The organism is Nocardia lijiangensis NBRC 108240 (assembly GCF_001613045.1).
Lineage (GTDB): Bacteria > Actinomycetota > Actinomycetes > Mycobacteriales > Mycobacteriaceae > Nocardia > Nocardia lijiangensis.
In genome coordinates this window covers 1-22,032 of the sequence record NZ_BDBP01000121.1, presented here as the reverse complement: position 1 = coordinate 22,032, position 22,032 = coordinate 1, and the positions used below count along the sequence as shown (strand labels likewise).

Genomic DNA, 22,032 nt, shown 5'->3' with positions numbered 1-22,032 from the left:
GAGGTCGGCGGGGGTGGGCACGCACCCGACGAGTCGATCGTCGCAGGTCCCACCTCGATCCGGTTCGACATCTCCGACCTCACCGGATTGCTCGCCGCGACCGGCCGTCTGACCGACGCCGTGGAACGCGGCCAGACCACCGAACCCGCGGTGGTGGAGACGATTTCGGAGCTGAACCGCGTGGTGTCCCGGCTCTCCGCCCGGTACGCCACCGTCATGCTGGAACGCAACGGCGGACCGGGCCGCCAGCTGCACCCGCTGGTGGAGATGGCGTTCGCCCATCTGCTCGAGGTCCCCGCCGACACCGACGACGAAACCGAACTCGAAGAACGCCGCTATCGACGCTGGCTGGCCGGCCGCACGGAGAACATCGGCGCCGCGACCGAAGCCCAATTCCGGGCCAGATGGCTGGCGGCCAACAGCACGACCGCGCCGCACTGCAACGGCAAGCACTGAGGTGATCGACATGACCGAGGCCACGCATCTACCGCTGAGCCACAAGATCAACAGACTCTTCGCGGTGATGCACCCGCGCTCGGCGCCGGAGCGCAGCACCGAATCCGTCGCCGAACAGGTCAGCGACCAGCTGCGGCGCGCCGTGGCCCCCGGCTACCTCGAACAGCTGCGCGACGGCGGCTTCGACGACGAACGCAACGGCGCCGCAGTCGAATTCGAGGTCCTGGCGGCGATCGCCTCGTGCTTCGGCGTCGCGCCGCGCTATCTGACCACCACCGGGCAGGCCGCCGTGAGCATCGATCGGGAACTCGAACTGCTGGCCACCATGCGCGACGCCAATGTCGCCAGCATCGCGCTGCGCGGCTCCGACGTGGACCGGGCCATGCTCGCCCGGGTGATCCGCGGCACCGACGACGACGACGAATCGGGCAGCCTGCCGCACTGACGCGCACATCGAAAAGCAGGCGCCGCCCACGGGGTCGCCCGCGGCACACCATCCTGGGTACCATCGTCAGCTACACGGGGCGGGACCGCGGAAACTGCTGTAGGAGAACGCATCGCATGGCCGGTATGGACACCCGGTTCCGGGAGCTTTCCCGGGACGTACCGATACCGCACCCGTGGAATCTGAACACCTATCTCGATGCCGTCGCCGAGTTCCGTGACCGCCCGATCACGTTGCAGCCGGTGGACACCGCGGTGCTCGCAGGCGCGGGCTGCGGCACCGGAAGCGGATTGTGGATCGCCAAGCGGGACAGCGACGTCATCGTGTACGGCGCCGACACCACCGAATGGCACGCCGAGCACATCATCGCCCACGAGCTCGGGCACATGCTGCTCGGGCACGGCCCGGAGTCGGAGCCGAGGCCGAGCGACGACACCGCGCACACCCTCGCCGCCGTGGCCGAGCTGTTGCCCTCGATCTCGCCGGAATCCATCGCGCACGTGCTCGGCCGCACCGACTACGGCACCAGCCGCGAACGCGACGCCGAGACCTTCGCCGACATGGTGATGCTGCAGGCGATGCGCCCGCCGCGTCGAGACTCCTTGCTGCACCGGACGTTCTTCCGCGACCGCCGCAGGTGAACTCGCCCGTCCCGGGAGCCATCGCGGCGCCGCTGATCGGGTTCGTCGGCGTGGTGACCCTCGGCCGGTGGGCGCTGCTGCACCGGACCGCTGCCGACCGGCTGCTCAACCGGGCGCTGGCGTGGGCGGGCGCGGGAATGGTGCTGCTGGAGCGCGGGATCGCGCCGCGGTTCGGCAGCCTGATGCACCAACTCGCCATGGGCTGCATGCTCTTCGCGATCATGAGCGCCTACGGCGCGGCCGTGCTGTGGGCGGGCGCCGACCCGGAGAACGCGCGGCGACGGCAGCGCCGCTACCACCTGATCGCCGCCGCGTGCGCCGTCGTCATCCTGATCGTCGGCACGCCCGCCCGGCACAACGGAACACTGCTCGGCCAGACGCCGGACGCGTGGTCGGCGATCTCAGCGCTGGCATTCTGCCTGCCCGCGATCGCCTGCGGCCGCGTGATGGCAGGCGCCCTGTGGCGGGAACTTGCTCGCGTGGACACCACCCGGCGGGAGCGGCTGGTCTACGGCTCGCTGCTCACCGCGTTGGCGATCGGTGCGTGCGGCCTGCCGTTCTCGGCGCTGCTGTTCGGCGACGCCGTGCTGATCGAGGATCCGGACCTGATCCGCTGGGCGTGGCCGATCTTCACGGTCATCGTGCTCAGCGCCGCCGTGCTCGCGGTGCCGCTGCTCGACGTGCTCGTGACGCGCGCGGGCTGGGATCGGTTCCAGCGCCGGTGCCGGCGGCTGTACCCGCTGTGGACGGACGTGACGCGCGCGGTGCCGGAAATCGTGCTCGACCCCGCGGCGACCGGCCGCGACGAGCCCGAGGTGCGGCTGATCCGGATGACCGTGGAGATCCGCGACGCCCTGCTGCACCTGAACAGGTATGCGCCACAAGATCTTTTGATGCCCGCGGCGGCGAGCACGACGGAGCACTACGCGCGACGGATCGCGCACGGGATACGCGCCAAGTCCGAAGGATGCGGTCCCGCCAACGCGGCCCCGAAAACCATGGCGCCCGCGTCCCGCGACTTCGATTCCGAACTGCGTCAGCTGCTGGAGCTGGCGGCCGTATGGCCGCGAGCGCGAGCCGGGGCCGACCCGGAGACGAAGCGGCCGACGCCCGCGGGGGCGTCGGCCGGGCTTTTTCGGCGCTTTGCTATGCGAGCCTGATCAGGCCGTAATCGAAGGCGTGCCGCCGATAAACGACCGACGGTCGGTCGGTCTCCTTGTCCTGGAAGAGGAAGAAGTCGTGGCCGACGAGTTCCATCTGGTACAGGGCGTCATCGACCGTCATAGGTGTCGCGGTGTGCTCTTTGGTGCGCACGATGTGGCCGGGACCCTCGTACTCGAGTTCCCCCTCCTCACCGGGGTGCTCGTGCGCGGAAATACCGTTCGTCAAGGTGAACAGTGAATCATCGACCAAGTCGGCCGTGGCCTCGGCGACCGAGACGGGGGTCTTCTCCCCGTAGTGAACCCGGCGCCGATCCTTGATGCGGCGCATTCGGCTCTCCAGCTTGGCTGTCACCGACTCGAAGGCGGCGTAGAAGCTGTCCGCGCAGGCCTCCGCCCGGACGACCGGGCCCTTGCCGCGCGCGGTGATCTCGACGCGCTGGCAGGCTTTGCGCTGACGACGGTTGCGTTCGTGGAACAGCTCGACATCGAAGAGGAAGATCGACGGATCGAAGCGTTCCAGACGGGAGAGTTTGTCCGCGACATAGATTCGATAATGATCGGGAACCACGACGTTGCGGCCTTTGACCACGATGTCGGCGCGAGTGGCCGGTGGTTGGTCCGCTGCGGGTTGCTCTGTCGCATCCAGGGTGCCTGCATTCAGCACCGAAGGATCTGCGTCTTTCACTGAAGGACGTGAAGAAGTCGTCACGCGTACCTCCCGGATCTGGCCGCACGGACCGATTTCCCGTGCGGCGGGATTGAGCCGCGCCGCGCGAAATCCGGGGGTCGTAGGTGCGCGAGAACCCGTTCGTTGTCAGACAGGCTGACGCCTTCGGGCTTGGCTCACACCGGGGATTCGCACGACACGAAGTTGTCCGAGGCGCCACCTCCAAACTCTCGGTTCGGGTGTGTGATCGCGACGGTAGTACGCCAACGGGCGGTCCGCCAGTGTTCACGCAAATTTCCCGGAGTCAAGCCGAACACGTCACCAGGACGGCACCTGTTTCGACTCCGGCCAAGCCGAGCGCGCGCACCGATTCCCTGGCCGTGGCCCCGGTCGTCAATACGTCGTCGACCACGACAACCTCGGCGTTCCCGGCGTCGCCGAGGCACGCGAGTGGCCCGCGCCGCACCGAGATCCTGTCTCGCAGATTGTGTTGGCGCTCACCGGGTGTCAAGCCCACCGAATCGCGCACACCCCACCACACCCGCAACATGGGCACCACCTGGCAATCCGGTAGCCATCCCGCGGCGGCGCGCGCCGTCCGCAGCACCGGATCCCCGCCGCGACGCCGCGCCGAGCCGCCGCGACTGGGCGCCGGGACCAGCATCAGGGGTCGATCGGGCGCCCGCAACCGCGCCAGCCCGCGCGCCATCGCCAGCCCGATCGGCCCGGTCAGATCGCGGCGGCCGCGTTCCTTGACGGCGAGCACCGCCCGGCGCGCGGGCCCTTCGTACGGCGCGAGCGCCCAGCACGGCACACCGGGATCGGTGCGCGGACGCACCCGCGCCGGACCGTTCGTCAGCGCCGCGGCGCAGTCCGCGCACCATCCGACGCCTGCCGCGCCACAGCCCGCGCAGTCGGCGGGCAGCACCAGATCCAGCAGGGCGGCGAGGTTGGCTCTCATGGCCGAAGTGTGCATCGGCCCACCGACATCCGGCGTGCGGATCAGCCGGGCAGCACCGGCGCGGTGTCCGATCCGAGGCCGGGAATCTCGGTCCAGTAGCGCAATTCGCTCGTCGGGTTCCTGGTCAGCTCGAGCACTCCCCGCGAATCGGCCACGTACTGCGTGGTCGGGGATGCCGACACCACGCGGACCGGTGCCGTGAGGTTCTGCGAGGTCAGCTCGAACTGCTCGGAACCGTCGATGGCCACAGTCAGCACAGGGTTGACGTTGCCCTCGCGCGCGACGATGATCGCGTCGCCACCGAGCCAGTCCAGCGAGAGCGCACGGGTGCTCAGATTGACGGCAAGCGGCAACGGCGAGGTGAGCGCGTACTTGCCGTCCGGCCGCCGCTCCACCACCGCCACGTATACCTTGCCGTCGGCGATGAGGGCGGCCCGCACGCCGGTGCGCGAGACCCGCAGTTCGGTGATCGGACCGCGGAAAGCCGGACCGGACCACGACCCCTCCAGCGCCGAGGTGTCCACTTCCTGCACCGAGACATTGCCGGTGCCGCGGTCGTTGACCGCCCGGATCACCCGTTCGCCGTCGATGACGGCCCACGCGGCGCTGCCGTCGGAGGTCCAGGACGGCCTGCTGATCGAGTTGCCCTCGGCGACCGGGAAGGCGTTGCCGCCGTTGGTGCCGACCATCAGGGTGCGTGGCGGCTCGGGCGCGGGCCGTCCGTTGGCGGCGACCGCGGCGACCAGCTGCCCGTCGGGCGAGAGCCCCACCGACAGTAGGTTGTTCACCGACCCGAAGTAGCCCGGCGTGTTCGCCACGCCGCTGTCGCTGACCTGGGTCAGCGCGCCGTTGCGCAGCGCGTGCAATCCGATCCGGTTCTGGGCGGACAGCGCGGGGCTGAGGTGTTCGACGTCGGCGACCGACCAGCCGTTCGCGGCGAATCGATCGTCCAGCGGTTTGCCGTCGGCGAGCAGCATGTACGGGCCGAGAATGTCGGCGCCCGCCAACGTCAGCACCACCTGCGCGGCCAGCAGTTCGCGGTCGCGCGGGTTGAGCCCGCCGGCGCCGGAGAAGTCGATGCGCACGCCGCCGAGCCCGACGCCGACCTCGTCCGGGTCGCCGTTGGCCTTGGTGATCGGACCGCGCAGCGCGACCGGCGGGGCGAGCTGGTTGCGCACGACCGGGGCGAGCTCGGGCTGGGCGCCCTCGGTGAGCAGCGTGAGCAGCTGCTGGGTGAGCTGGTTTTTGGAGACCGAGATCCAGCGCATGTCCGGCACCGCCGAGGCGCCCCCTGGTTCCACGAAGTAGAGCACGTAGCGGTGGTAGGACTTGGTGAACGCCGTCCGGTCCATCACGACGCCGTCGGGCAACTCGTCGATGCGCCACTCGCCGTCCACCCGGCTCATCTCGATCTTGTTCTCGACGGTCCCCTCGACCGCGCGGTAGCCGCCGTCCGGCGCGAGCTCGCCCACCTTCTGCGCCCGGATCACGTAGGTGGCCTGGTCACCGGAGCGCGATTCGCGCAGGGTGTCCGGCTTCTCGACGATCGTCGTGCTCGCGCCGTCCTCCCACTGCGCCGAGGCCGACGGCGTCAAGTACTGGCGGGCGGCCAGGTGCCGGTTCGCGGGGTCGGCCGTGGCCTGCAGGAAATCCCGCAGCAGCAGATCGGGATCGCGGCCCGAGATCGGCGGCGGCGGACCGTCGGAGGTGGGCTCGCGATTGAGCGTGCCCAGCGCCTGCGGTGCCGAGGATTCCGGCAGGCTCGCACAACCGCTGATCGCCAGCAGCGCCATGACGAGCACAGCGCCGAGCGCGGCTAGTCGAGACGATCTGGCACCCGGCATTCTCATGACTGTACGTCTCCGCGTTCGGTGAGCACCCTTCCTGAGCCGGAGCCGTCCGCACCGGCCGCGCGCGACCCCTCTCCGGCCTCGCTGACGCCGTTGCGCGCCGCGGTGGACTGTTCCGTACCGTCCGCCGCAGCGGCGCTCTCAGCGGCGCTCTCGGCGGCTTCCGCGCTCTGCGCCACGCCGTCGGCCACCGGCCCGTTCACCGAGGTACCGTGCGCCGCGACGCTCGCCGATGCGGCCTCGCTCGTGCTCCCGCCGAGCGTGTCGATCGCCAGGCTCGCATCGGTGTGCGGGAACGGCACCGTCGGCGACTCGTCGGGGGCCGGCGAACGCGGGGTCCTGCGCAGCGCGGGCTCCAGCGGCAGCGGGCTCGGCCCCATCTTACGGCCGCGCACCAGCGGCAGCGTCAGCCGGAAGCTGGCGCCGACGCCGACCTCGCCCCAGGCGTCCAGCCTGCCTTCGTGCAGATTGGCGTCCTCGACGCTGATCGACAGGCCGAGGCCGGTGCCGCCGGAGCGGCGCATACGCGACGGGTCCGAGCGCCAGAACCGGTTGAAGACCAGTTTCTCCTCGCCCGGCCGCAGGCCGACGCCCTGGTCGCGCACCACGACGGCGACTGCGTTGGCCTCGGCGTCGCCGCGCATGCGAATCAGCACCGGCTTGCCCTCGCTGTGGTCGATGGCGTTGGCGAGCAGGTTGCGTAGCACCCGCTCGACCCGGCGCGGGTCGACCTCGGCGACCAGCGGATCCTCCGGCAGATCCATGACGACCTCGATGCCTGCGTCCTTGGCCAGGTGGCGCACGGTCGAGATCGCGGCCCGCGCGCACATCCGCACGTCGAGGGACTCCACCTGGAGTTCGGCGACGCCCGCGTCGTGGCGGCTGATCTCCAGCAGGTCGTTCAGCAGACCCTCGAACCGGTCCAGCTCGGTGACGAGCAGTTCGGCGCTGCGTGCCAGCGCGGGATCCAGGTCCTCGCTGCTGCCGTGGATGAGGTCGGCGGCCATGCGCACCGTGGTGAGCGGCGTGCGCAGCTCGTGGCTCACGTCCGAGGTGAAGCGCCGCTGCAGATTGCCGAACTCTTCGAGCTGGGTGATCTGGTTGGACAGGCTCTCGGCCATCTCGTTGAACGCCTGCGCCAGCCGCGCCATGTCGTCCTCGCCGCGCACCAGCATGCGCTCCTTGAGGCGACCGTCGGCGAAGCGGCTCGCGATCCGCGCCGCGGATCGGATCGGCAGCACCACCTGTCTGGTGACCAGCGCGGTGATCGCGGCAAGCAGGACCAGCAGCACCAGGCCGCCGATCATCATGGTGCCGCGCATCAGCGCCAGGCTGCGCTCCTCGTTGGCCAGCGGGAAGATCAGGTAGATCTCCAGCGTCGGCACCTCGGCGCTCGGGCTGCCGATGATCAGCGCGCGCCCCTGGTACCCGTCCGGGTCCTCGACCGTGGCGAACTGGTAGCTGACCTGATTGCGCTGCACGAACCGGCGCAGTTCCTCCGGCACCTCGCCGATCGGGCCCGCCGGGATCTGCTGCTGCGGCATGCCGCCGACGACGCTCAGCGCCGAGTCGAAACTGCCTGCGGCGCCGGTGGATTGGCCGGTGCCACCGCGGTTGGAGAGGGCGTTGCGTGCGTCGATGAGACGCTGCTCCTGGGTGCCCATGTCCTGCACGCCCGCCAGCTGGCTCTCCACCGTGTTGCGGGCGCGATCCATCTCCTCGACCGCGGCGTTGATCTTCGCGTCCAGCAGCCGGTCGGTGATCTGACTGGTCAGCACCACCCCGAGGATGGTGATCACGATGAGCGAGAGCGTCAGCGTGGAGACGATGACGCGCAGCTGCAGCGACCGGCGCCAGACATGACCGAGCGCGGTGCCTGCCTCCTTGAACCAGGCAACCACCGGGGCGAGCGAACGCTCGAGACGTGGGAGCACCCCGCCGGGCGCGCCCGCGCGGTCACCCGCGGCAGACGCATCCGCCTTCGGGCGCTCCGCATCGCCATCGGTCACGGCGGTCCGGCCTTGTAGCCGACACCTCGGACGGTGAGCACGATCTCGGGATTCTCCGGATCCTTCTCGACCTTGGCGCGCAGCCGCTGCACGTGCACGTTCACCAGGCGGGTGTCGGCCGCGTGCCGGTAGCCCCAGACCTGCTCCAGGAGCACCTCGCGGGTGAACACCTGGCGCGGCTTGCGGGCCAACGCGACCAGCAGGTCGAACTCGAGCGGGGTCAGCGAGATCTGCTGACCGCCCCTGCTCACCTTGTGCGCGGGCACGTCGATCACGATGTCCGCGATCGACAGCAGCTCCGCGGGTTCTTCTTCGGTACGGCGCAGGCGGGCGCGCACCCGGGCGACGAGCTCCTTCGGCTTGAACGGCTTGACGATGTAATCGTCGGCACCGGACTCCAGACCGAGCACGACGTCGACCGTATCGGTCTTCGCCGTCAGCATGACGATCGGGACTCCGGAATCGGCCCGCAGCACACGGCATACATCGATGCCGTTCATGCCGGGCAGCATCAGGTCCAGCAACACCAGATCGGGGCGGATCTCGCGAACCGCCGCCAGTGCCTGCGTACCGTCGCCGACCACATGCGGGTCGAACCCTTCCCCGCGCAGGACGATCGTGAGCATCTCAGCGAGTGCCATATCGTCGTCGACGACCAGAATCTTCGGCTTCATAATTACTATGTTGTCATCTCCCAGGCCAGGATCGGGCCGCCACGCCAACACTGGTGCGAACCCGCCGCACATCCAACCCTATCGGGCAACAATTTCGGCGATGCGCGCGGCCAACGATGCGGGATCGTCATCCGATCGGTACGTCCACCACCGGCCGTGCCAGTTCCGTTCGGCCAGCTCACGGTACACCTCCAGGGTGCGGTGCTGGAGCCCGCCGTCGCGTTCGTAGGCGTCGAGGGCGCGCGAGGTGTCGAGTTCGCCGCGCAGGCGCGCACGTTCGGCGGCCACCTCGGTGGAAACGTCCAGCAACACTTGCACGTCGGGCTCCGGCAGACCGAACCGGCCGAACTCCAAATCGGCTGTCCAGCGGGCGATCTCCCCCTCGGCGGACTGGTGCAGCCGGGCCGCGTTGTAGGCGGCGTTGGAGGCCACGTAGCGGTCCAGGATGAGGATGTCGTTGTCCGCCAAGAGCTTCGCCAGTTCCGCGCGCGCCTCGGCGCGATCCAGCGCGAACAGCAACGCCATCGCGTACACCGAGTCGGCGAGGTCGCCGTGCGCGCCGCGCAGCGCCTCGGCGGCGAGATCGGCGTGCACCGACCGGCCGTAGCGCGGGAACGCCAGCGTGGCCGCCCGCAGCCCGCGTTCGGCGAGCGCGGCGATCACGGCGTCGGTCAGCGTGCGCTTTCCGGCGCCGTCCAGACCTTCGACCACGATCAGGGCACCCATGGCAGGTCACAGTACCGATCGCCGGCTCGGGCACGTCCACCGACACCGGCGGCCTGCGGGCTCGCCGCGCCTAGTCGTTCGCGCCGCCGCCGATCGGCGCATTCCGCCCCGCGGCGGTGCGCTTGCACGGCAAGGGCTTACACCGGCGAGCGGCCCGGCAACCGCACGGGCTGCCGGGCCACTCGGGCGAAAGCGAAGGCTCAGTACCGGTAGTGGTCCGGCTTGTAGGGGCCTTCGACGTCGACGCCGATGTACTCGGCCTGATCCTTGGTGAGCTTGGTCAGCGTGCCGCCGAGCGCCTCGACGTGGATGCGCGCGACCTTCTCGTCCAGGTGCTTGGGCAGGCGGTAGACCTCGTTGTCGTACTCCTCCGGCTTGGTCCACAGCTCGATCTGCGCGATCACCTGGTTGGAGAAGCTGTTCGACATCACGAACGACGGATGTCCGGTCGCGTTACCCAGATTCAGCAGACGACCCTCCGAGAGCACCAGGATCGACTTGCCGCTCTCACCGAAGGTCCACTGATCGACCTGCGGCTTGATGTTCAACCTCGTTGCGCCGGAACGCTCCAGCGCCGCCATGTCGATCTCGTTGTCGAAGTGGCCGATGTTGCCGAGGATGGCCTGGTCCTTCATCGCCTTCATGTGCTCGAGGGTGATGATGTCCTTGTTGCCCGTCGAGGTGATCACGATGTCGGCGTTGCCGATCGCCTGCTCGACGGTCACCACGTCGTAGCCGTCCATCAGCGCCTGCAGCGCGTTGATCGGGTCGATCTCGGTGACCTGCACCCGAGCGCCCTGTCCGGCAAGCGATTCCGCACAGCCCTTGCCGACATCGCCGTAGCCACAGATCAACACCTTCTTGCCGCCGATGAGCACATCGGTGCCGCGGTTGATGCCGTCGATGAGCGAGTGCCTGGTGCCGTACTTGTTGTCGAACTTCGACTTGGTCACCGAGTCGTTGACGTTGATCGCCGGGAACACCAGCTCACCGGCAGCGGCGAACTGGTACAGGCGAAGCACGCCGGTGGTGGTCTCCTCGGTGACGCCCTTGACGCTCTCGGCGATCGCGGTCCACTTGCCCTTGTCGGTCTCGAAGCGCTCGCGCAGCAGGTTCAGGAAGACCGTGTACTCCGCGGAGTGGTCCTCGTCGGCGGGCGGCACCACACCGGCCTTCTCGAACTGCGCGCCGCGCAGCACGAGCATGGTGGCGTCACCGCCGTCGTCGAGGATCATGTTGGCGGGCTCGCCCGGCCAGGTCAGCATCTGCTCGGCCGCCCACCAGTACTCCTCCAGGGTCTCGCCCTTCCAGGCGAAGACCGGGGTGCCCTTGGGCTCCTCGATCGTGCCGTGCGGGCCGACGACGACCGCGGCCGCGGCATGGTCCTGGGTGGAGAAGATGTTGCAGGAGGCCCAGCGCACCTGCGCACCGAGCGCGACGAGCGTCTCGATGAGCACGGCGGTCTGCACCGTCATGTGCAGCGAGCCGGAGATGCGCGCGCCCTTCAGCGGCAGCACGTCGGCGTACTCACGGCGCAAAGCCATCAGACCCGGCATCTCGTGCTCGGCCAGACGGATCTCCTTGCGGCCGAACTCGGCCAGCGACAGGTCCGCCACCTTGTAGTCGATGCCATTACGGACATCTGGGGTCAGGGACGTGCGTGCGGGAAGTTCTGAGGTCGTCATCTGCCTCTCCTGGTCGGCTGTACCGATGCAAGGCTAGTCGCTGAGCGGCTCGCGACGCACCGCGCGCCTGTCCCGGCCTCGCGCCGCCCTGATCGCGCGGCGCTCAGGCGGTCGCGCGGTAGATCGCGAGGATTCGCCTGCGCTTGCGCGGCTGGATGTTCGCGCGGCTGATGTCGCCCTCGTAGTGGGCGAGCACCCGGTGGTCCATGATCGAGCGCCAGAGCGGAGGGATGGCCGCGAAGACGATCATGCTCGCGTAGCCAGCAGGCAGCTGCGGCGCCTGCTCCGAGCTGCGCAAGGTTTGGTACCTGCGTCCCGGATTGGCATGGTGGTCGCTGTGCCGCTGCAGGTGGAACAGGAAGATGTTGGTGACGAGCCGGTCGCTGTTCCAGCTGTCGCGCGGCGAGCAGCGGGCCCAGCTCCCGTTCGGCCTGCGGTCGCGCAGCAGACCGTAGTGCTCGACGTAGTTGACCGTCTCCAGCAGCGCCGCGCCGATCGCGGCCTGCAGCAGCAGCCAGGGCAGCACCGCGATGCCGAAGGCGGCGATCAGCGCGCCGAACAGCGCCAGCGTCATCGCCCATGCCTGCAGGATGTGGTTGTGCACGGTCCACCAGGGGAGGCCCTTGCGCGCCAGCCGCCCCTTCTCCAGCGCCAGCGCGGACCGGAAGCCGCCCGCGACGCTGCGCGGCAGGAATTCCCACAGCGATTCCCCGAGCCGCGCGCTCGCCGGGTCGTCCGGCGTCGCGACGCGCACGTGGTGGCCGCGGTTGTGTTCGACGAAGAAGTGCCCGTACCCGGACTGCGCGAGCGCGATCTTGGCCAGCCAGCGCTCCATGCGCTCGACGCGGTGGCCGAGTTCGTGCGCGGCGTTGATGCCGATGCCGCTGACCAAACCGAGCGTGGTGGCCAGGCCGAGCTTGTCGACGAGGCTCAGTTCGTCGCCCGCCCACATGTAGGCGGCGACGATCAGGCCGATCAGCTGGATCGGCAGGAACAGGTAGGTACACCACCGGTAGTAGCGATCGTTGGACAGCAGCTCGTAGTCCTCGTCGCGTGGATTGCTGCCGTCCTCGCCGACCACCCAGTCCAGTACCGGGATGACCAGCAGCACGACGATCGGTCCGATCCACCAGAACACCGCGGCGCCAGTGTGCAGCACGAGCTGTGAGGGCAGCAACGCGGAGGCTGGTGCGATCAGGCCGAGTACCCACAGATGGCGTTTGGGATCAGCCGATCCCGCCGGTTTGCCAACCGTTTGCACGTTTGCCCCGCTTAGTGAGATTCCTGACTCCGATGCATGAGAATACTTACAGGCTCCACGTCCGTTACACCGGACTTCGCGAACTAAACGTGTCGACCGTTACAAGCGTGGCGGTCGGTATTTCGGCGGATTCCGCTGTGACGCCAGTCACCGCACACCTCCGGCAAATAGGGGATGCGCCCCGAAGCATCCCCTAATGAGCACGGGCGAATCCCCCCGCCCCCGGGCCACGCCCCCTATCCGAGCGAATCCGAGGCAGTCGTTCAGCCCACTTCGCGGGCGGTCAGGATCGCTTCCACGTAGGGACCGAGAAGCTGGGCGAGATCGGCGGGCGCGTTGCGCCCGGGCGCGGGCGCTGTCGGAATGTAGCTGAGCGCGATACGGACCAGCGCGCCCGCCAGCACCACCGACTCCTCCTCCGTCGCGTCCACCCAGCTGTGCTGGAACACCGCGGCGAGCCGCTCGGTGGCGTGTTCGACGAGCGGGGCGGCGTCCAGTGTGATCAGGCGCAGCAGGTCCAGTTTCACTTCGCCCGCGAGCAGCGACCGCACCAGCGGATCGGCGGCCGCGTCGAGGAAGAAGCCGGACAGCGCTTCCCGGAAAGCGGCGCGGACGTCGCCCTCGTTGCCCGCGATGGCGCTGCGGACGTGGTCGACCAGATCGTCGGCCAGGCGCAGGGCGTACGCCTGTGCCAGGCCTGCGCGCGAGCCGAACTCGTTGTAGAGCGTCTGCCTGCTCACCCCGGCCCGGCCGGCGACGTCGCCGAGCGTGATCTTGGACCAGTCCCGCTCGGTCAGCAGTTCGCGCATGGCGTCGAGGACGGAGGTGCGCAGGAGTTCCCGCGCCGCCTCCTGATAGGGAACCCTCGGTCCGGTGCGCGGCATACCCGCGAGGTTGTCACGGGCGTGCGCGGCAGTCAAAACCTCACGACCGCTCGATCTCGACCATGAAGAAGTCGGCCTTGGCCGCGCCGCAGTCCGGGCAGGTCCAGTTGTCGGGAATGTCGTCCCAACGGGTGCCCGGCGCGATGCCGTCCTCCGGCCACCCCTTCTCCTCGTCGTATTCGAAGCCGCACTGGATGCACTGGTACAGCTTGTATTCGGTCAAGAGGTCACTCCTACCGGTTCGAAATCGATCTTTTCACGCACACCGCAGTCCGGGCAGCACCAGTCGTCGGGCACCTCGATCCACGGAGTGCCTGCCGGAAACCCTTCGTGCGGAGCGCCTTTGGCCTCATCGAAGATGTAATCACAAACCGGGCAACGATACGCGCTCACGACCGCGCCTCCACCCCGTATCGCGCGAGCACCCGATCCCGCTTGCCCGGATGGATATTGGCGCGCGTGATGTCGCCGCCGTAGTGCGCGAGCACCCGCTTGTCCATCACCTTGCGCCACAGCGGCGGGAAGTAGGCGAGCATGATCATGCTCGCGTAGCCGCTCGGCAGGTTCGGCGCGCCGTCCCAGCTGCGCAGCGTCTGGTAGCGGCGGGTCGGGTAGGCGTGGTGATCGCTGTGCCGCTGCAGGTGGTACAGGAAGATATTGGTGACGATGTGGTCGCTGTTCCAGCTGTGCACCGGGGCAGGACGCTCGTAGCGCCCGGTGGCGGTGCGCTGCCTGACCAGCCCGTAGTGCTCGAGGTAGTTGACCGCCTCCAGCAGGCTGAAACCGACAACGGCCTGCAGCACCAGGTACGGCAGCACGCCGAGACCGAACACCGCGACCAGCGCCGCGTACAGCGCCACCGACATCAGCCAGGCCGAGAGCACCTCGTTCCGCAGCGACCACGGCTTCTTGCCGAGCCGCTCGAGCCGGACCTTCTCCAGCCGCCACGAGGACTTCAGGCCGCCCCACACGGTGCGCGGCCAGAAGGCCCAGAACGTCTCTCCCACACGGGAGCTCGCCGGGTCCTCCGGAGTCGCGACGCGGACGTGATGGCCGCGGTTGTGCTCGATGTAGAAGTGGCCGTAGCCGGACTGGGCCAGCGCGATGCGGGACAGCCACCGCTCCAGATCGACCTTCTTGTGGCCGAGTTCGTGCGCGGTGTTGATCCCGATGCCGCCGATGATGCCGACCGTGATGGCCAGGCCGATCTCGTCGACGAGGTGCAGCCCGCCGTCGATGCCGAGCCAGCTCAGGTCGCCCGCGCCGATCAGGTAGCAGGCCATGATCAGCGAGGCGTACTGGAACGGCAGGTACAGGTAGGTCAGGTAGCGGTAGTACCTGTCGTTCTCCAGGTACTCCATCACCTCGTCGGGCGGGTTCTCACCGTCCGGGCCGAAGAAGATGTCGGCCAGCGGGATCACCACGTAGATCAGGATCGGGCCGAGCCAGAACGGCACCTGCGCGAGCCGATGCCAGCCGAGTTCGTTGAGAGTCCAGACCAGCGGAAACGCGATCGTGAACAATCCGGTCGGCGCGAACAGCCCCCAGAGCCAGAGATAGCGCTTGCGATCCCGCCAAGCCGGGGCCTCGACCGGGCGCTGCGGCGCGTCGGCATCCGTCGACATCGTTGTCTCCCATCAGTGCGGCGCACACCGAGGTGTGACGCCCAATACTTCTGATGTGGACAGTAGAACGACAACTGTCTCGTGTCTATACAAAATAGATGATTTGTAAAGATGTTATGACATAACGAAAGGCGCCCGCCGGAACCGCGCGGACGCCTTGTCGTCAGGAACCTCGGGACGAGTACCTCAATACAACAAGACCTCGGCATCCTCCGGCAGCGCGTCCACCGGCCACCACCGCAGGTCGGTCGACTCCGCGCTGCGCACCGGGACCGCGCCGGCGGGCGCGGTGATACGGAACAGCAGATCCAGGTGGCGGGTCGGCACGCCGAGCGAACACGTGATCGGATGCGCCTGCGCACCGTAGAGGCCGGGCTCGATCCGCAATCCGGGGATGCCGGACTCCTCGGTCGCCTCCCGCAGCGCGGCATCGGCGACGGTCTCGTCGCCCTCCTCGCAGTGCCCGCCGAGCTGAATCCAGCGACCGACCTTCGGGTGCAGGGTCAGCAGCACCTCGCGGGCGTCGTGCGAGAACACCACGGCGGAGGCCGTGATGTGGCCGGGGGCGTGCTCGCGCAGACACCCGCGCGGCGCGGAACCGAGGAAAGCCAGCATGGCCTCCCGCAGCGACCGATCCCGATCCGCCGTGGGACGCCAGGTTTCCAGCAGCTCGGTCGCGGACACGTGCAGCGACTCGGCGCTCACAGCTCGATCAACCCATCCCCCGGCCCCGCCACCGGTCGCGGGGTCAGCTCCTCGAGCGGATGACCGATCGCGATGGCGCCCAACGGGTTCCAGTCCGTCGCCAGACCGAGCACTTCCCTGGTGATCTCGGGCGCGAAGATGGTCGAGCCGATCCAGCAGCTGCCGATCCTCTCGGTGGCCAGCGCGACGAGCAGGCCCTGCACGGCCGCACCCACCGCCACGGTGAACATGGTCCGCTCGGCGGCGCGGCGGCGCTCGTCCGGATAGTCGTGCGCGCCGTCCGGCACGCAGAACGGGATGATCACTTCGGGAGCGTCGAACAGGATCCGGCCGCGCGCCACCCGCCGTTCGACCCGCTCGGGGTCGCGTCCGTCAGCCGTGAGGTCGGCGCGCCACTTGTCGGCCATCGCCTCCAGCAGACGCTGCCGCAGTTCTCGGTCGCGCACCCAGACGAACCGGACCGGCCGGGTGTGGTGCGGCGCGGGCGCGGTCAGCGCGACGGCGACGGCCGCACGAATGCGCTCCGGATCGACCGGGGTGTCGGCGAACTGCCGCACCGAACGCCGCAGCAGCACGGCCTCGCCGCGCCCGCGCTCGATGGCTTCCGCGGTGCCGAGCCAGAACAGGTCGTCGGTGCCGCGGCGCAGCAGATCCGTTGCGCCCGAACCGTCGTCGACGACCGGCAGCCCGCGCACCACCGCGACCGGGACGCCGCCCAGCTTGCCCTTCACCAGATCCGCGGCGCCTGCCAGCTCGTCGGCGACGGCCACCTGGGTGACGTGCAGTTCGTTGCCCTGCGCGTCCACCGAGCCCGCGTAGTCGTGCAGCACCCGGAGCCCGGCCGCGCCGATCGCGGCGTCGGTCTGCCCGTTGCGCCAGGCCCGGCCCATGGTGTCGGTGATGACCACGGCGACGGTGACGCCGAGCTGTTCGGCCAGCGCGGCCCGCAGCGCTTTGGCGCTGCCGTCGGGATCGGCGGGCAGCAGCACCAATTCGCCCTGCTCGACATTGGAACCGTCCACACCGGAGGCGGCTTGGACGATGCCCAGCTTGTTCTCGGTGATCAACGTGCGGCCCTTGCGGGCGAGCACCCGCACGGCCTCCTGGTCGACCAGCGCCCGGCGCACGGCGTCGCGCTCCTCGGGATCCAGTGGCGCTGGGACGATCCGGCCCTCGACCTTGGCGACGATCTTGCTGGTGACCACGAGGATGTCACCGTCGGCCAGCCAGGGCGCGCGGGCGGCAATGCTCTCGGCGAGGTCGTCGCCGGGACGGAACTCCGGCAGGCCGGTGATGGGCAGAATGCTCAGCTCGCCCGCGGCGTGGTCGATCGAGGTCACGGCTTCACCCCCGCGAGATCCAGTGCCTCGCGCACGATTTCGGCGGTCGTCGGCGGGTCGGTCATGAGCAGCGGCACGCTGCGCACCTCGACGCCGGGAACGTCGGCGGTGTCGGTGGTGTGGATGAGCCAGCCGTCCAGGATGCCGGTGGCCGAGCGGGCGCCGTAGTAGCGGCCGACCGCCTCGGCCGTGGTCTCCACGCCGATCACCGAGAGGCACTCGTCGGCCATGCCGCGCAACGGCTTTCCGTCGATGACACCGGACACGCCGATCACCTTCGCCTCGGTCGTGCGCAGCGCACCGCGGATGCCCGGCACGGCGAGGATCGCGCCGATGCTCACCACCGGGTTGGACGGGGCCAGCAGCACCGCGTCGGCGGACGCTATGATATCGGTCACATTTGGGGCAGGTTTGGCTTCATCCGCACCGATTGTGGCGAATCCATGGGTGTCGATGTTCGCGCGGTATCGAACCCACCACTCTTGAAAATGGATCGCGCGGCGTTCGCCAGGGTTCTCGGGGTCGCTCACAACCACATGTGTTTCACACCGGTCGTCGGTTGCCGGGATCAGTTTCACGCCCGGTTGCCACCTGTTGCAGAGCGCTTCGGTGACCGCCGAGAGTGGATACCCGGCGCGCAACATTTCGGTTCGAATCAAGTGCGTCGCGATATCGCGATCTCCCAAGCCGAACCAGTCCGGCTGCGCGTGATATTTCGCGAGCTCTTCCTTGGCGTGCCAGGTCTCGCCGACCCGGCCCCAGCCGCGGTCCGTGTCGATCCCTCCGCCGAGGGTGTACATGCAGGTATCGAGGTCGGGGCAGATGCGGAGGCCGTGCATCCAGACGTCGTCGCCGACGTTCACGATCGCGGAAACGTCGGCTTCCGGCAGCAGTTCCCGCACGCCCTGCAGGAAGCGCGCGCCGCCGACTCCGCCGACCAGGACGGCGATCTTGGGTCCCTTGCCTGGCGCGATGTCCGCTTGTTGTCCAGTCACATCCGCACAGCCTATGCGCTGCCGAAGCCAGCGGCGTTCGGACCATATTTGCTGCTCATTTGCTATGCCATACACCAAGATCAGCACGGAAAACGGTCGCGGATAGTAACGGAATAATGACAGCGGCTTGACCATCGACACGTCCGGCGTGTCTAATCACAGTCATGTCATTCCGGGTTCGCGCGAGAGTGCAAGGCGCGGACGACTTTTCGAACAGATGTTCGAGCCGGGGTGACGAGCTCGGGGATGTCCGCGGGACAACGTCGCGGGGTACGGCCGTCGGTGTGCGTGTTGGTCCGACGGAAAGAATCATTCTGCGCTAACACACAGTGAGGAGGCGGAGCGATGGCCAACGATATGGTCTCGCAACCCGATTCCACAGCAGGCGCAGCACGTGGCGTCTGCGCAGACATCGGCCGGAGCGAGCAAGACGGCGGTGACGCGGTGTCGACACCCCGGCTCAGCCTGGTCGTGACGGGCTTCGACGAGATGTTCGAATCCATCGAAGAGCAGTGGCAGGAGCGTGCCCTGTGCGCGCAGACCGATCCGGAGGCGTTCTTCCCCGAGAAGGGCGGCTCGACCCGCGAGGCGAAACGGATCTGCATGGGCTGCGAGGTACGCGACGAGTGCCTGGAATACGCACTCGCACACGACGAGCGCTTCGGCATCTGGGGCGGTCTCTCCGAGCGGGAGCGCCGGCGCCTCAAGCGCGGTATTGGTTGACACGCGGGTGTCGCACCGACCTCGATGCGCGAGGTCGGTGCGAGTTCACCTAGATTTTGGGTATGTCCCGTTCACGCCATCGACGCCCGCCCACTGCCCGGTCGGTGATCCGACGCGGTCGTGGGGTACGCGGGCCGATGCTGCCGCCGACGGTGCCCGCGTGGCGCACCCGAGGCCAGCAGTTCGACCGGCTCGTACTGGAGGCGTTCGCCCCGCTCGACAGCCGCTGGCACGAGCGACTCACGAAACTCGACATCGCTGTCGACGATGTCCCGAAAATCCGTCCGCTGCACCCTGATTCGGTCACCTGGCCGGACGAGGTGGTGGCCGACGGACCGGTTCCGCTGTCCCGGCTTATCCCCGCGGGCGTGGACCGGCACGGTCAGGCCACCCGCGCGCGGGTCGTGCTGTTCCGCAAACCGCTCGAGCTGCGCGCGAGCGATCCGGACGATCTGGTCGATCTGCTCCGCGAGGTCTTGGTGCAGCAGATCGCCACCTATCTCGGCGTCGACCCCGACGTCATCGATCCGGAGGAGGAGGAAGAGTAGCCGCGGATCGATCGGTCGGACGAAAAACCACGCACCGCCGGAGCGAGCGCGGGGGTACGTGAGACGCGCGCGGACGGAGTGAGAGATGGAGTACGCACATCGGGCGATCCGGGCATGTGAGCCGTGACTCTTAGCGCGTGTCTATCCACATCCGGAGGCCAGGAGGGTTACTCTCATCGGCGTGATCCCCATGCGTCGTTGCTGCCGACCCGGCTGCAAGAATCCGGCCGTCGCGACGCTCACGTATGTCTACTCCGACTCCACCGCCGTGGTGGGTCCGCTGGCGACGGTGGCCGAACCGCACTCGTGGGATCTATGCGAAACGCACGCGTCCCGGATCACCGCGCCGAAGGGCTGGGAGCTGGTCCGCCACGAAGGCGGCTTCTCCACGACACCGGACGACGACGATCTCACCGCACTAGCCGAAGCCGTCCGTGAGGCGGGTCTGCGGCGGCGTCCCCCGGAACCCGATCAGCGCGGCTACCGCGAGTACGCGCCCGCGCCGCAGCGCACCACCCGCACCGGCAGGCGCGGGCACCTGCGCGTGCTGCCCGATCCGCCGAACTGACCCGGGCGCGCACTCCCCACCGCGGCACGGGCGGAGACGACCACCGCGCGAATCGAGCCCAGCGCCGGATCGAATGCCCGCCTTCTCCACCCGGCTCCGTCCCGACGGTGTCGCACCCGTCCCAGCATCGGCGCCGGAAGGACGCCGACGTCCCATCCGGTCCGGCCGGTACCGATCGCCGGGCGCGGACACGCTTCCTCAGCCGAACGAGTCTCCCGATCCACTGTCCCCCTGTCGCCTGCCTCGCGCACACGACGAAACCGTCTGTCCGCGGCGATGTTCCGATCGCGGCAGCGGGCCGGGGTCACGGCTCGGGGCCACCCCCGCGGGGGTGAATCGGGCCGGAGGGCAGGGAGCGGTCCCGCGGTCTCGCGCGGGCACACTAGGGTAGGGACCATGACAGTCGCCCGCTCTGCCGAATTCGTGAACGCGGTGATCAAGGCCTACGACGTTCGCGGTGTGGTCGGTGAACAGATCGACGCGCAATTCGTCAGGGACGTGGGCGCTTCCTTCGCGCGGCTGATGCGCGACGAGGGCGCAGGCCGCGTGGTCATCGGTCACGACATGCGCGAGTCCTCCCCCGCGCTGGCCGCGGCCTTCGCCGACGGCGTACAGGCGCAGGGCCTCGACGTGACGCACATCGGCCTGGCCTCCACCGACCAGCTGTACTTCGCCTCCGGCCATCTCGGCTGCCCCGGCGCCATGTTCACCGCGAGCCACAACCCCGCCCGCTACAACGGCATCAAGCTGTGCCGCGCCAACGCGCTGCCGGTCGGCCAGGACACCGGCCTCTCCGCCATCAAGGACGAACTCGTCACCGGCGTGCCGGAATTCGACGGGCCGCGCGGCAGCGCCACCGAGGTGGACCTGCTCGCCGACTACGCGAAGTTCCTGCGCGGGCTGGTCGACCTGGAGAGCATCCGGCCGCTCACCATCGCGGTGGACGCGGGCAACGGCATGGGCGGGCACACGGTGCCCGAGGTGCTCGGCACGCTGTCGCCGGTGACCATCGTCCCGCTCTACTTCGAGCTGGACGGTTCGTTCCCCAACCACGAGGCCAACCCGCTGGACCCGAAGAACCTGGTCGATCTGCAGCAGCTGGTGCGCACCTCCGGCGCCGACCTCGGCCTCGCCTTCGACGGCGACGCCGACCGCTGCTTCGTGGTGGACGAGCACGGCGAGCCGGTCTCCCCCTCGGCCATCACCGCGCTGGTCGCCGAGCGCGAACTCGCCAAGGAGCCGGGCGCGACCATCATCCACAACCTGATCACCTCGCGTGCGGTGCCCGAGCTGGTGCACGAACTCGGCGGCACCCCGGTGCGTACCAGGGTCGGGCACTCGTTCATCAAGCAGCAGATGGCCGTCACCGGCGCGGTGTTCGGCGGCGAACATTCCGCGCACTACTACTTCCGCGATTTCTGGGGCGCCGACTCCGGCATGCTCGCGGCGCTGCACGTGCTGGCCGCCCTCGGCGAGAAGGACCGGCCGATCTCCGAGCTGATGTCGTCGTACGAGACCTACGCCGCCTCGGGCGAGATCAATTCGACGGTGGCCGACGCCAAGGAGCGGACGCTGGCCGTTGTCGAGGCGTTCGAGGATCGCGCCAAGTCGGTGGACCGGCTCGACGGGGTGACCGTGCAGCTGGCCGACGACGCCTGGTTCAACCTGCGCGCCTCGAACACCGAGCCGTTGCTGCGGCTGAACGTCGAGGCCCGATCGCCGGAGGAAGTAGACGCACTCGTGACCGAGATTCTGAGCATCGTCCGGTCCTGACTGGGATAGTGGAGATACGACGGAGTGGAATCACACGCTCAGGATTCGACCGGGGACGCAGGCGGCGCTGCTCGATGCGAGATCCCGAGCATCGTCCGCTTCCGACTGGAATAGTGGAATCACAGTGGACGATCCGGACGCAGCGCGATGAGGGGAGGTGGGACGCCCGATGATCGCTGGAACACCGGTGCTCGACCTCGACGATGCCGCTTCACTCGAAGCGGCAGATAGCGGCGGCGCCCTGCGCTCCGCCGCTTCGGGTGGCGCTCAGGTGCGCGCCACCGCGGCGGCCATTGCCGAACACGCGCTGGCCCGTCTCGCCGGCCTGCGCCC

The 22,032-nt window shown here is 68.8% G+C and carries 22 protein-coding genes and 2 pseudogenes; 9 read left to right on the top strand and 15 right to left on the bottom strand.

Going from position 1 to position 22,032, the window contains the following annotated elements; all coding sequences use genetic code 11:
• From NL1_RS38355 to NL1_RS32725, 4 genes and pseudogenes are all read left to right on the top strand, one after another.
• Window positions 1–456, top strand: a pseudogene (locus tag NL1_RS38355) (hypothetical protein); the annotation flags it as partial.
• Window positions 457–466: 10 nt separating this feature from the next.
• Window positions 467–901 carry a hypothetical protein gene (locus tag NL1_RS32735; protein ID WP_156095150.1) on the top strand — a complete coding sequence of 145 codons (435 nt, stop codon included), beginning with the start codon at window positions 467–469 and terminating at the stop codon, window positions 899–901.
• Between the two features lie 116 nt (window positions 902–1,017).
• A complete protein-coding gene (locus NL1_RS32730; protein ID WP_245673696.1) occupies window positions 1,018–1,542 on the top strand; it encodes a hypothetical protein in 525 nt (174 codons plus the stop codon).
• The gene (locus tag NL1_RS32725) at window positions 1,539–2,702 is read left to right on the top strand and encodes an MAB_1171c family putative transporter (RefSeq protein WP_067847874.1); all 1,164 of its coding nucleotides are present in this window, start codon (window positions 1,539–1,541) and stop codon (window positions 2,700–2,702) included. Before NL1_RS32730 ends, NL1_RS32725 begins: the two co-directional genes overlap by 4 nt.
• Here the strand turns inward: NL1_RS32725 and hpf are convergent.
• From hpf to cofD, 15 genes are all read right to left on the bottom strand, one after another.
• Window positions 2,689–3,366 carry a ribosome hibernation-promoting factor, HPF/YfiA family gene (gene hpf / locus NL1_RS32720; protein ID WP_067847889.1) on the bottom strand — a complete coding sequence of 226 codons (678 nt, stop codon included), beginning with the start codon at window positions 3,364–3,366 and terminating at the stop codon, window positions 2,689–2,691. The two genes, NL1_RS32725 and hpf, sit on opposite strands and share 14 nt — an antisense overlap.
• 310 nt (window positions 3,367–3,676) lie before the next feature.
• The gene (locus tag NL1_RS32715) at window positions 3,677–4,333 is read right to left on the bottom strand and encodes a ComF family protein (protein WP_067847872.1); all 657 of its coding nucleotides are present in this window, start codon (window positions 4,331–4,333) and stop codon (window positions 3,677–3,679) included.
• Window positions 4,334–4,374: 41 nt separating this feature from the next.
• Window positions 4,375–6,183, bottom strand: coding sequence for an MtrAB system accessory lipoprotein LpqB (gene lpqB, locus NL1_RS32710; protein WP_373862613.1), 1,809 nt, complete (start codon window positions 6,181–6,183; stop codon window positions 4,375–4,377).
• A complete protein-coding gene (gene mtrB / locus NL1_RS32705; protein ID WP_067847886.1) occupies window positions 6,180–8,084 on the bottom strand; it encodes an MtrAB system histidine kinase MtrB in 1,905 nt (634 codons plus the stop codon). Before mtrB ends, lpqB begins: the two co-directional genes overlap by 4 nt.
• Window positions 8,085–8,188: 104 nt before the next feature.
• Window positions 8,189–8,866 carry an MtrAB system response regulator MtrA gene (gene mtrA, locus NL1_RS32700; protein ID WP_040781845.1) on the bottom strand — a complete coding sequence of 226 codons (678 nt, stop codon included), beginning with the start codon at window positions 8,864–8,866 and terminating at the stop codon, window positions 8,189–8,191.
• A gap of 78 nt (window positions 8,867–8,944) precedes the next feature.
• Window positions 8,945–9,592 carry a dTMP kinase gene (locus NL1_RS32695; protein ID WP_067847867.1) on the bottom strand — a complete coding sequence of 216 codons (648 nt, stop codon included), beginning with the start codon at window positions 9,590–9,592 and terminating at the stop codon, window positions 8,945–8,947.
• Window positions 9,593–9,792: 200 nt separating this feature from the next.
• On the bottom strand, window positions 9,793–11,277 hold the full coding sequence (ahcY, locus tag NL1_RS32690; RefSeq protein WP_067847864.1) for an adenosylhomocysteinase: 1,485 nt from the start codon (window positions 11,275–11,277) through the stop codon (window positions 9,793–9,795).
• A gap of 103 nt (window positions 11,278–11,380) precedes the next feature.
• The gene (locus NL1_RS32685) at window positions 11,381–12,436 is read right to left on the bottom strand and encodes an alkane 1-monooxygenase (protein WP_245673695.1); all 1,056 of its coding nucleotides are present in this window, start codon (window positions 12,434–12,436) and stop codon (window positions 11,381–11,383) included.
• Window positions 12,437–12,801: 365 nt separating this feature from the next.
• Window positions 12,802–13,422 carry a TetR/AcrR family transcriptional regulator gene (locus NL1_RS32680; protein ID WP_067847859.1) on the bottom strand — a complete coding sequence of 207 codons (621 nt, stop codon included), beginning with the start codon at window positions 13,420–13,422 and terminating at the stop codon, window positions 12,802–12,804.
• Between the two features lie 40 nt (window positions 13,423–13,462).
• Window positions 13,463–13,645: a rubredoxin gene (locus NL1_RS32675; RefSeq protein ID WP_067847857.1), complete on the bottom strand. Its 183-nt coding sequence runs from the start codon at window positions 13,643–13,645 to the stop codon at window positions 13,463–13,465.
• Complete coding sequence (locus NL1_RS37035; RefSeq protein WP_084511277.1) at window positions 13,642–13,815, bottom strand: rubredoxin; 174 nt, start codon at window positions 13,813–13,815, stop codon at window positions 13,642–13,644. Before NL1_RS37035 ends, NL1_RS32675 begins: the two co-directional genes overlap by 4 nt.
• Window positions 13,812–15,047: an alkane 1-monooxygenase gene (locus tag NL1_RS32670; RefSeq protein WP_067847855.1), complete on the bottom strand. Its 1,236-nt coding sequence runs from the start codon at window positions 15,045–15,047 to the stop codon at window positions 13,812–13,814. The genes NL1_RS37035 and NL1_RS32670 overlap by 4 nt, the downstream gene beginning before the upstream one ends.
• A 186-nt stretch (window positions 15,048–15,233) precedes the next feature.
• On the bottom strand, window positions 15,234–15,752 hold the full coding sequence (locus NL1_RS32665; protein WP_067847853.1) for an NUDIX hydrolase: 519 nt from the start codon (window positions 15,750–15,752) through the stop codon (window positions 15,234–15,236).
• A complete protein-coding gene (locus tag NL1_RS32660; RefSeq protein ID WP_067847850.1) occupies window positions 15,749–17,092 on the bottom strand; it encodes a coenzyme F420-0:L-glutamate ligase in 1,344 nt (447 codons plus the stop codon). The genes NL1_RS32665 and NL1_RS32660 overlap by 4 nt, the downstream gene beginning before the upstream one ends.
• Window positions 17,089–18,228, bottom strand: coding sequence for a 2-phospho-L-lactate transferase (cofD, locus tag NL1_RS32655; protein ID WP_245673694.1), 1,140 nt, complete (start codon window positions 18,226–18,228; stop codon window positions 17,089–17,091). Before cofD ends, NL1_RS32660 begins: the two co-directional genes overlap by 4 nt.
• A 348-nt stretch (window positions 18,229–18,576) precedes the next feature.
• On the opposite strand from cofD, the gene NL1_RS38675 reads away from it, so the two are divergent.
• From NL1_RS38675 to NL1_RS39810, 5 genes and pseudogenes are all read left to right on the top strand, one after another.
• On the top strand, window positions 18,577–18,810 hold the full coding sequence (locus NL1_RS38675; RefSeq protein WP_029901515.1) for a WhiB family transcriptional regulator: 234 nt from the start codon (window positions 18,577–18,579) through the stop codon (window positions 18,808–18,810).
• Between the two features lie 62 nt (window positions 18,811–18,872).
• Window positions 18,873–19,358 carry a metallopeptidase family protein gene (locus tag NL1_RS32645; RefSeq protein ID WP_169813621.1) on the top strand — a complete coding sequence of 162 codons (486 nt, stop codon included), beginning with the start codon at window positions 18,873–18,875 and terminating at the stop codon, window positions 19,356–19,358.
• A gap of 190 nt (window positions 19,359–19,548) precedes the next feature.
• On the top strand, window positions 19,549–19,926 hold the full coding sequence (locus tag NL1_RS32640) for a DUF3499 domain-containing protein (RefSeq protein ID WP_067847845.1): 378 nt from the start codon (window positions 19,549–19,551) through the stop codon (window positions 19,924–19,926).
• Between the two features lie 396 nt (window positions 19,927–20,322).
• Entirely contained in the window at window positions 20,323–21,699 is a 1,377-nt protein-coding gene (locus NL1_RS32635) for a phosphomannomutase/phosphoglucomutase (protein ID WP_067847843.1), read from the top strand.
• Between the two features lie 169 nt (window positions 21,700–21,868).
• Window positions 21,869–22,032, top strand: a pseudogene (locus NL1_RS39810) (tobH protein); the annotation flags it as partial.

Excerpts from the sequence above, each read along its gene's own strand:
- ahcY (WP_067847864.1), bottom strand. The coding sequence starts at position 11,277 with ATGACGACCTCAGAACTTCCCGCACGCACGTCCCTGACCCCAGATGTC.
- lpqB (WP_373862613.1), bottom strand. The coding sequence starts at position 6,183 with ATGAGAATGCCGGGTGCCAGATCGTCTCGACTAGCCGCGCTCGGCGCT.
- NL1_RS32635 (WP_067847843.1), top strand. The coding sequence starts at position 20,323 with ATGACAGTCGCCCGCTCTGCCGAATTCGTGAACGCGGTGATCAAGGCC.
- NL1_RS32715 (WP_067847872.1), bottom strand. The coding sequence starts at position 4,333 with ATGAGAGCCAACCTCGCCGCCCTGCTGGATCTGGTGCTGCCCGCCGAC.
- NL1_RS32670 (WP_067847855.1), bottom strand. The coding sequence starts at position 15,047 with ATGTCGACGGATGCCGACGCGCCGCAGCGCCCGGTCGAGGCCCCGGCT.
- NL1_RS32640 (WP_067847845.1), top strand. The coding sequence starts at position 19,549 with ATGCGTCGTTGCTGCCGACCCGGCTGCAAGAATCCGGCCGTCGCGACG.
- NL1_RS32695 (WP_067847867.1), bottom strand. The coding sequence starts at position 9,592 with ATGGGTGCCCTGATCGTGGTCGAAGGTCTGGACGGCGCCGGAAAGCGC.
- NL1_RS32730 (WP_245673696.1), top strand. The coding sequence starts at position 1,018 with ATGGCCGGTATGGACACCCGGTTCCGGGAGCTTTCCCGGGACGTACCG.
- NL1_RS32735 (WP_156095150.1), top strand. The coding sequence starts at position 467 with ATGACCGAGGCCACGCATCTACCGCTGAGCCACAAGATCAACAGACTC.
- mtrA (WP_040781845.1), bottom strand. The coding sequence starts at position 8,866 with ATGAAGCCGAAGATTCTGGTCGTCGACGACGATATGGCACTCGCTGAG.
- NL1_RS32645 (WP_169813621.1), top strand. The coding sequence starts at position 18,873 with ATGTCCCGTTCACGCCATCGACGCCCGCCCACTGCCCGGTCGGTGATC.
- NL1_RS38675 (WP_029901515.1), top strand. The coding sequence starts at position 18,577 with ATGTTCGAATCCATCGAAGAGCAGTGGCAGGAGCGTGCCCTGTGCGCG.
- NL1_RS32680 (WP_067847859.1), bottom strand. The coding sequence starts at position 13,422 with ATGCCGCGCACCGGACCGAGGGTTCCCTATCAGGAGGCGGCGCGGGAA.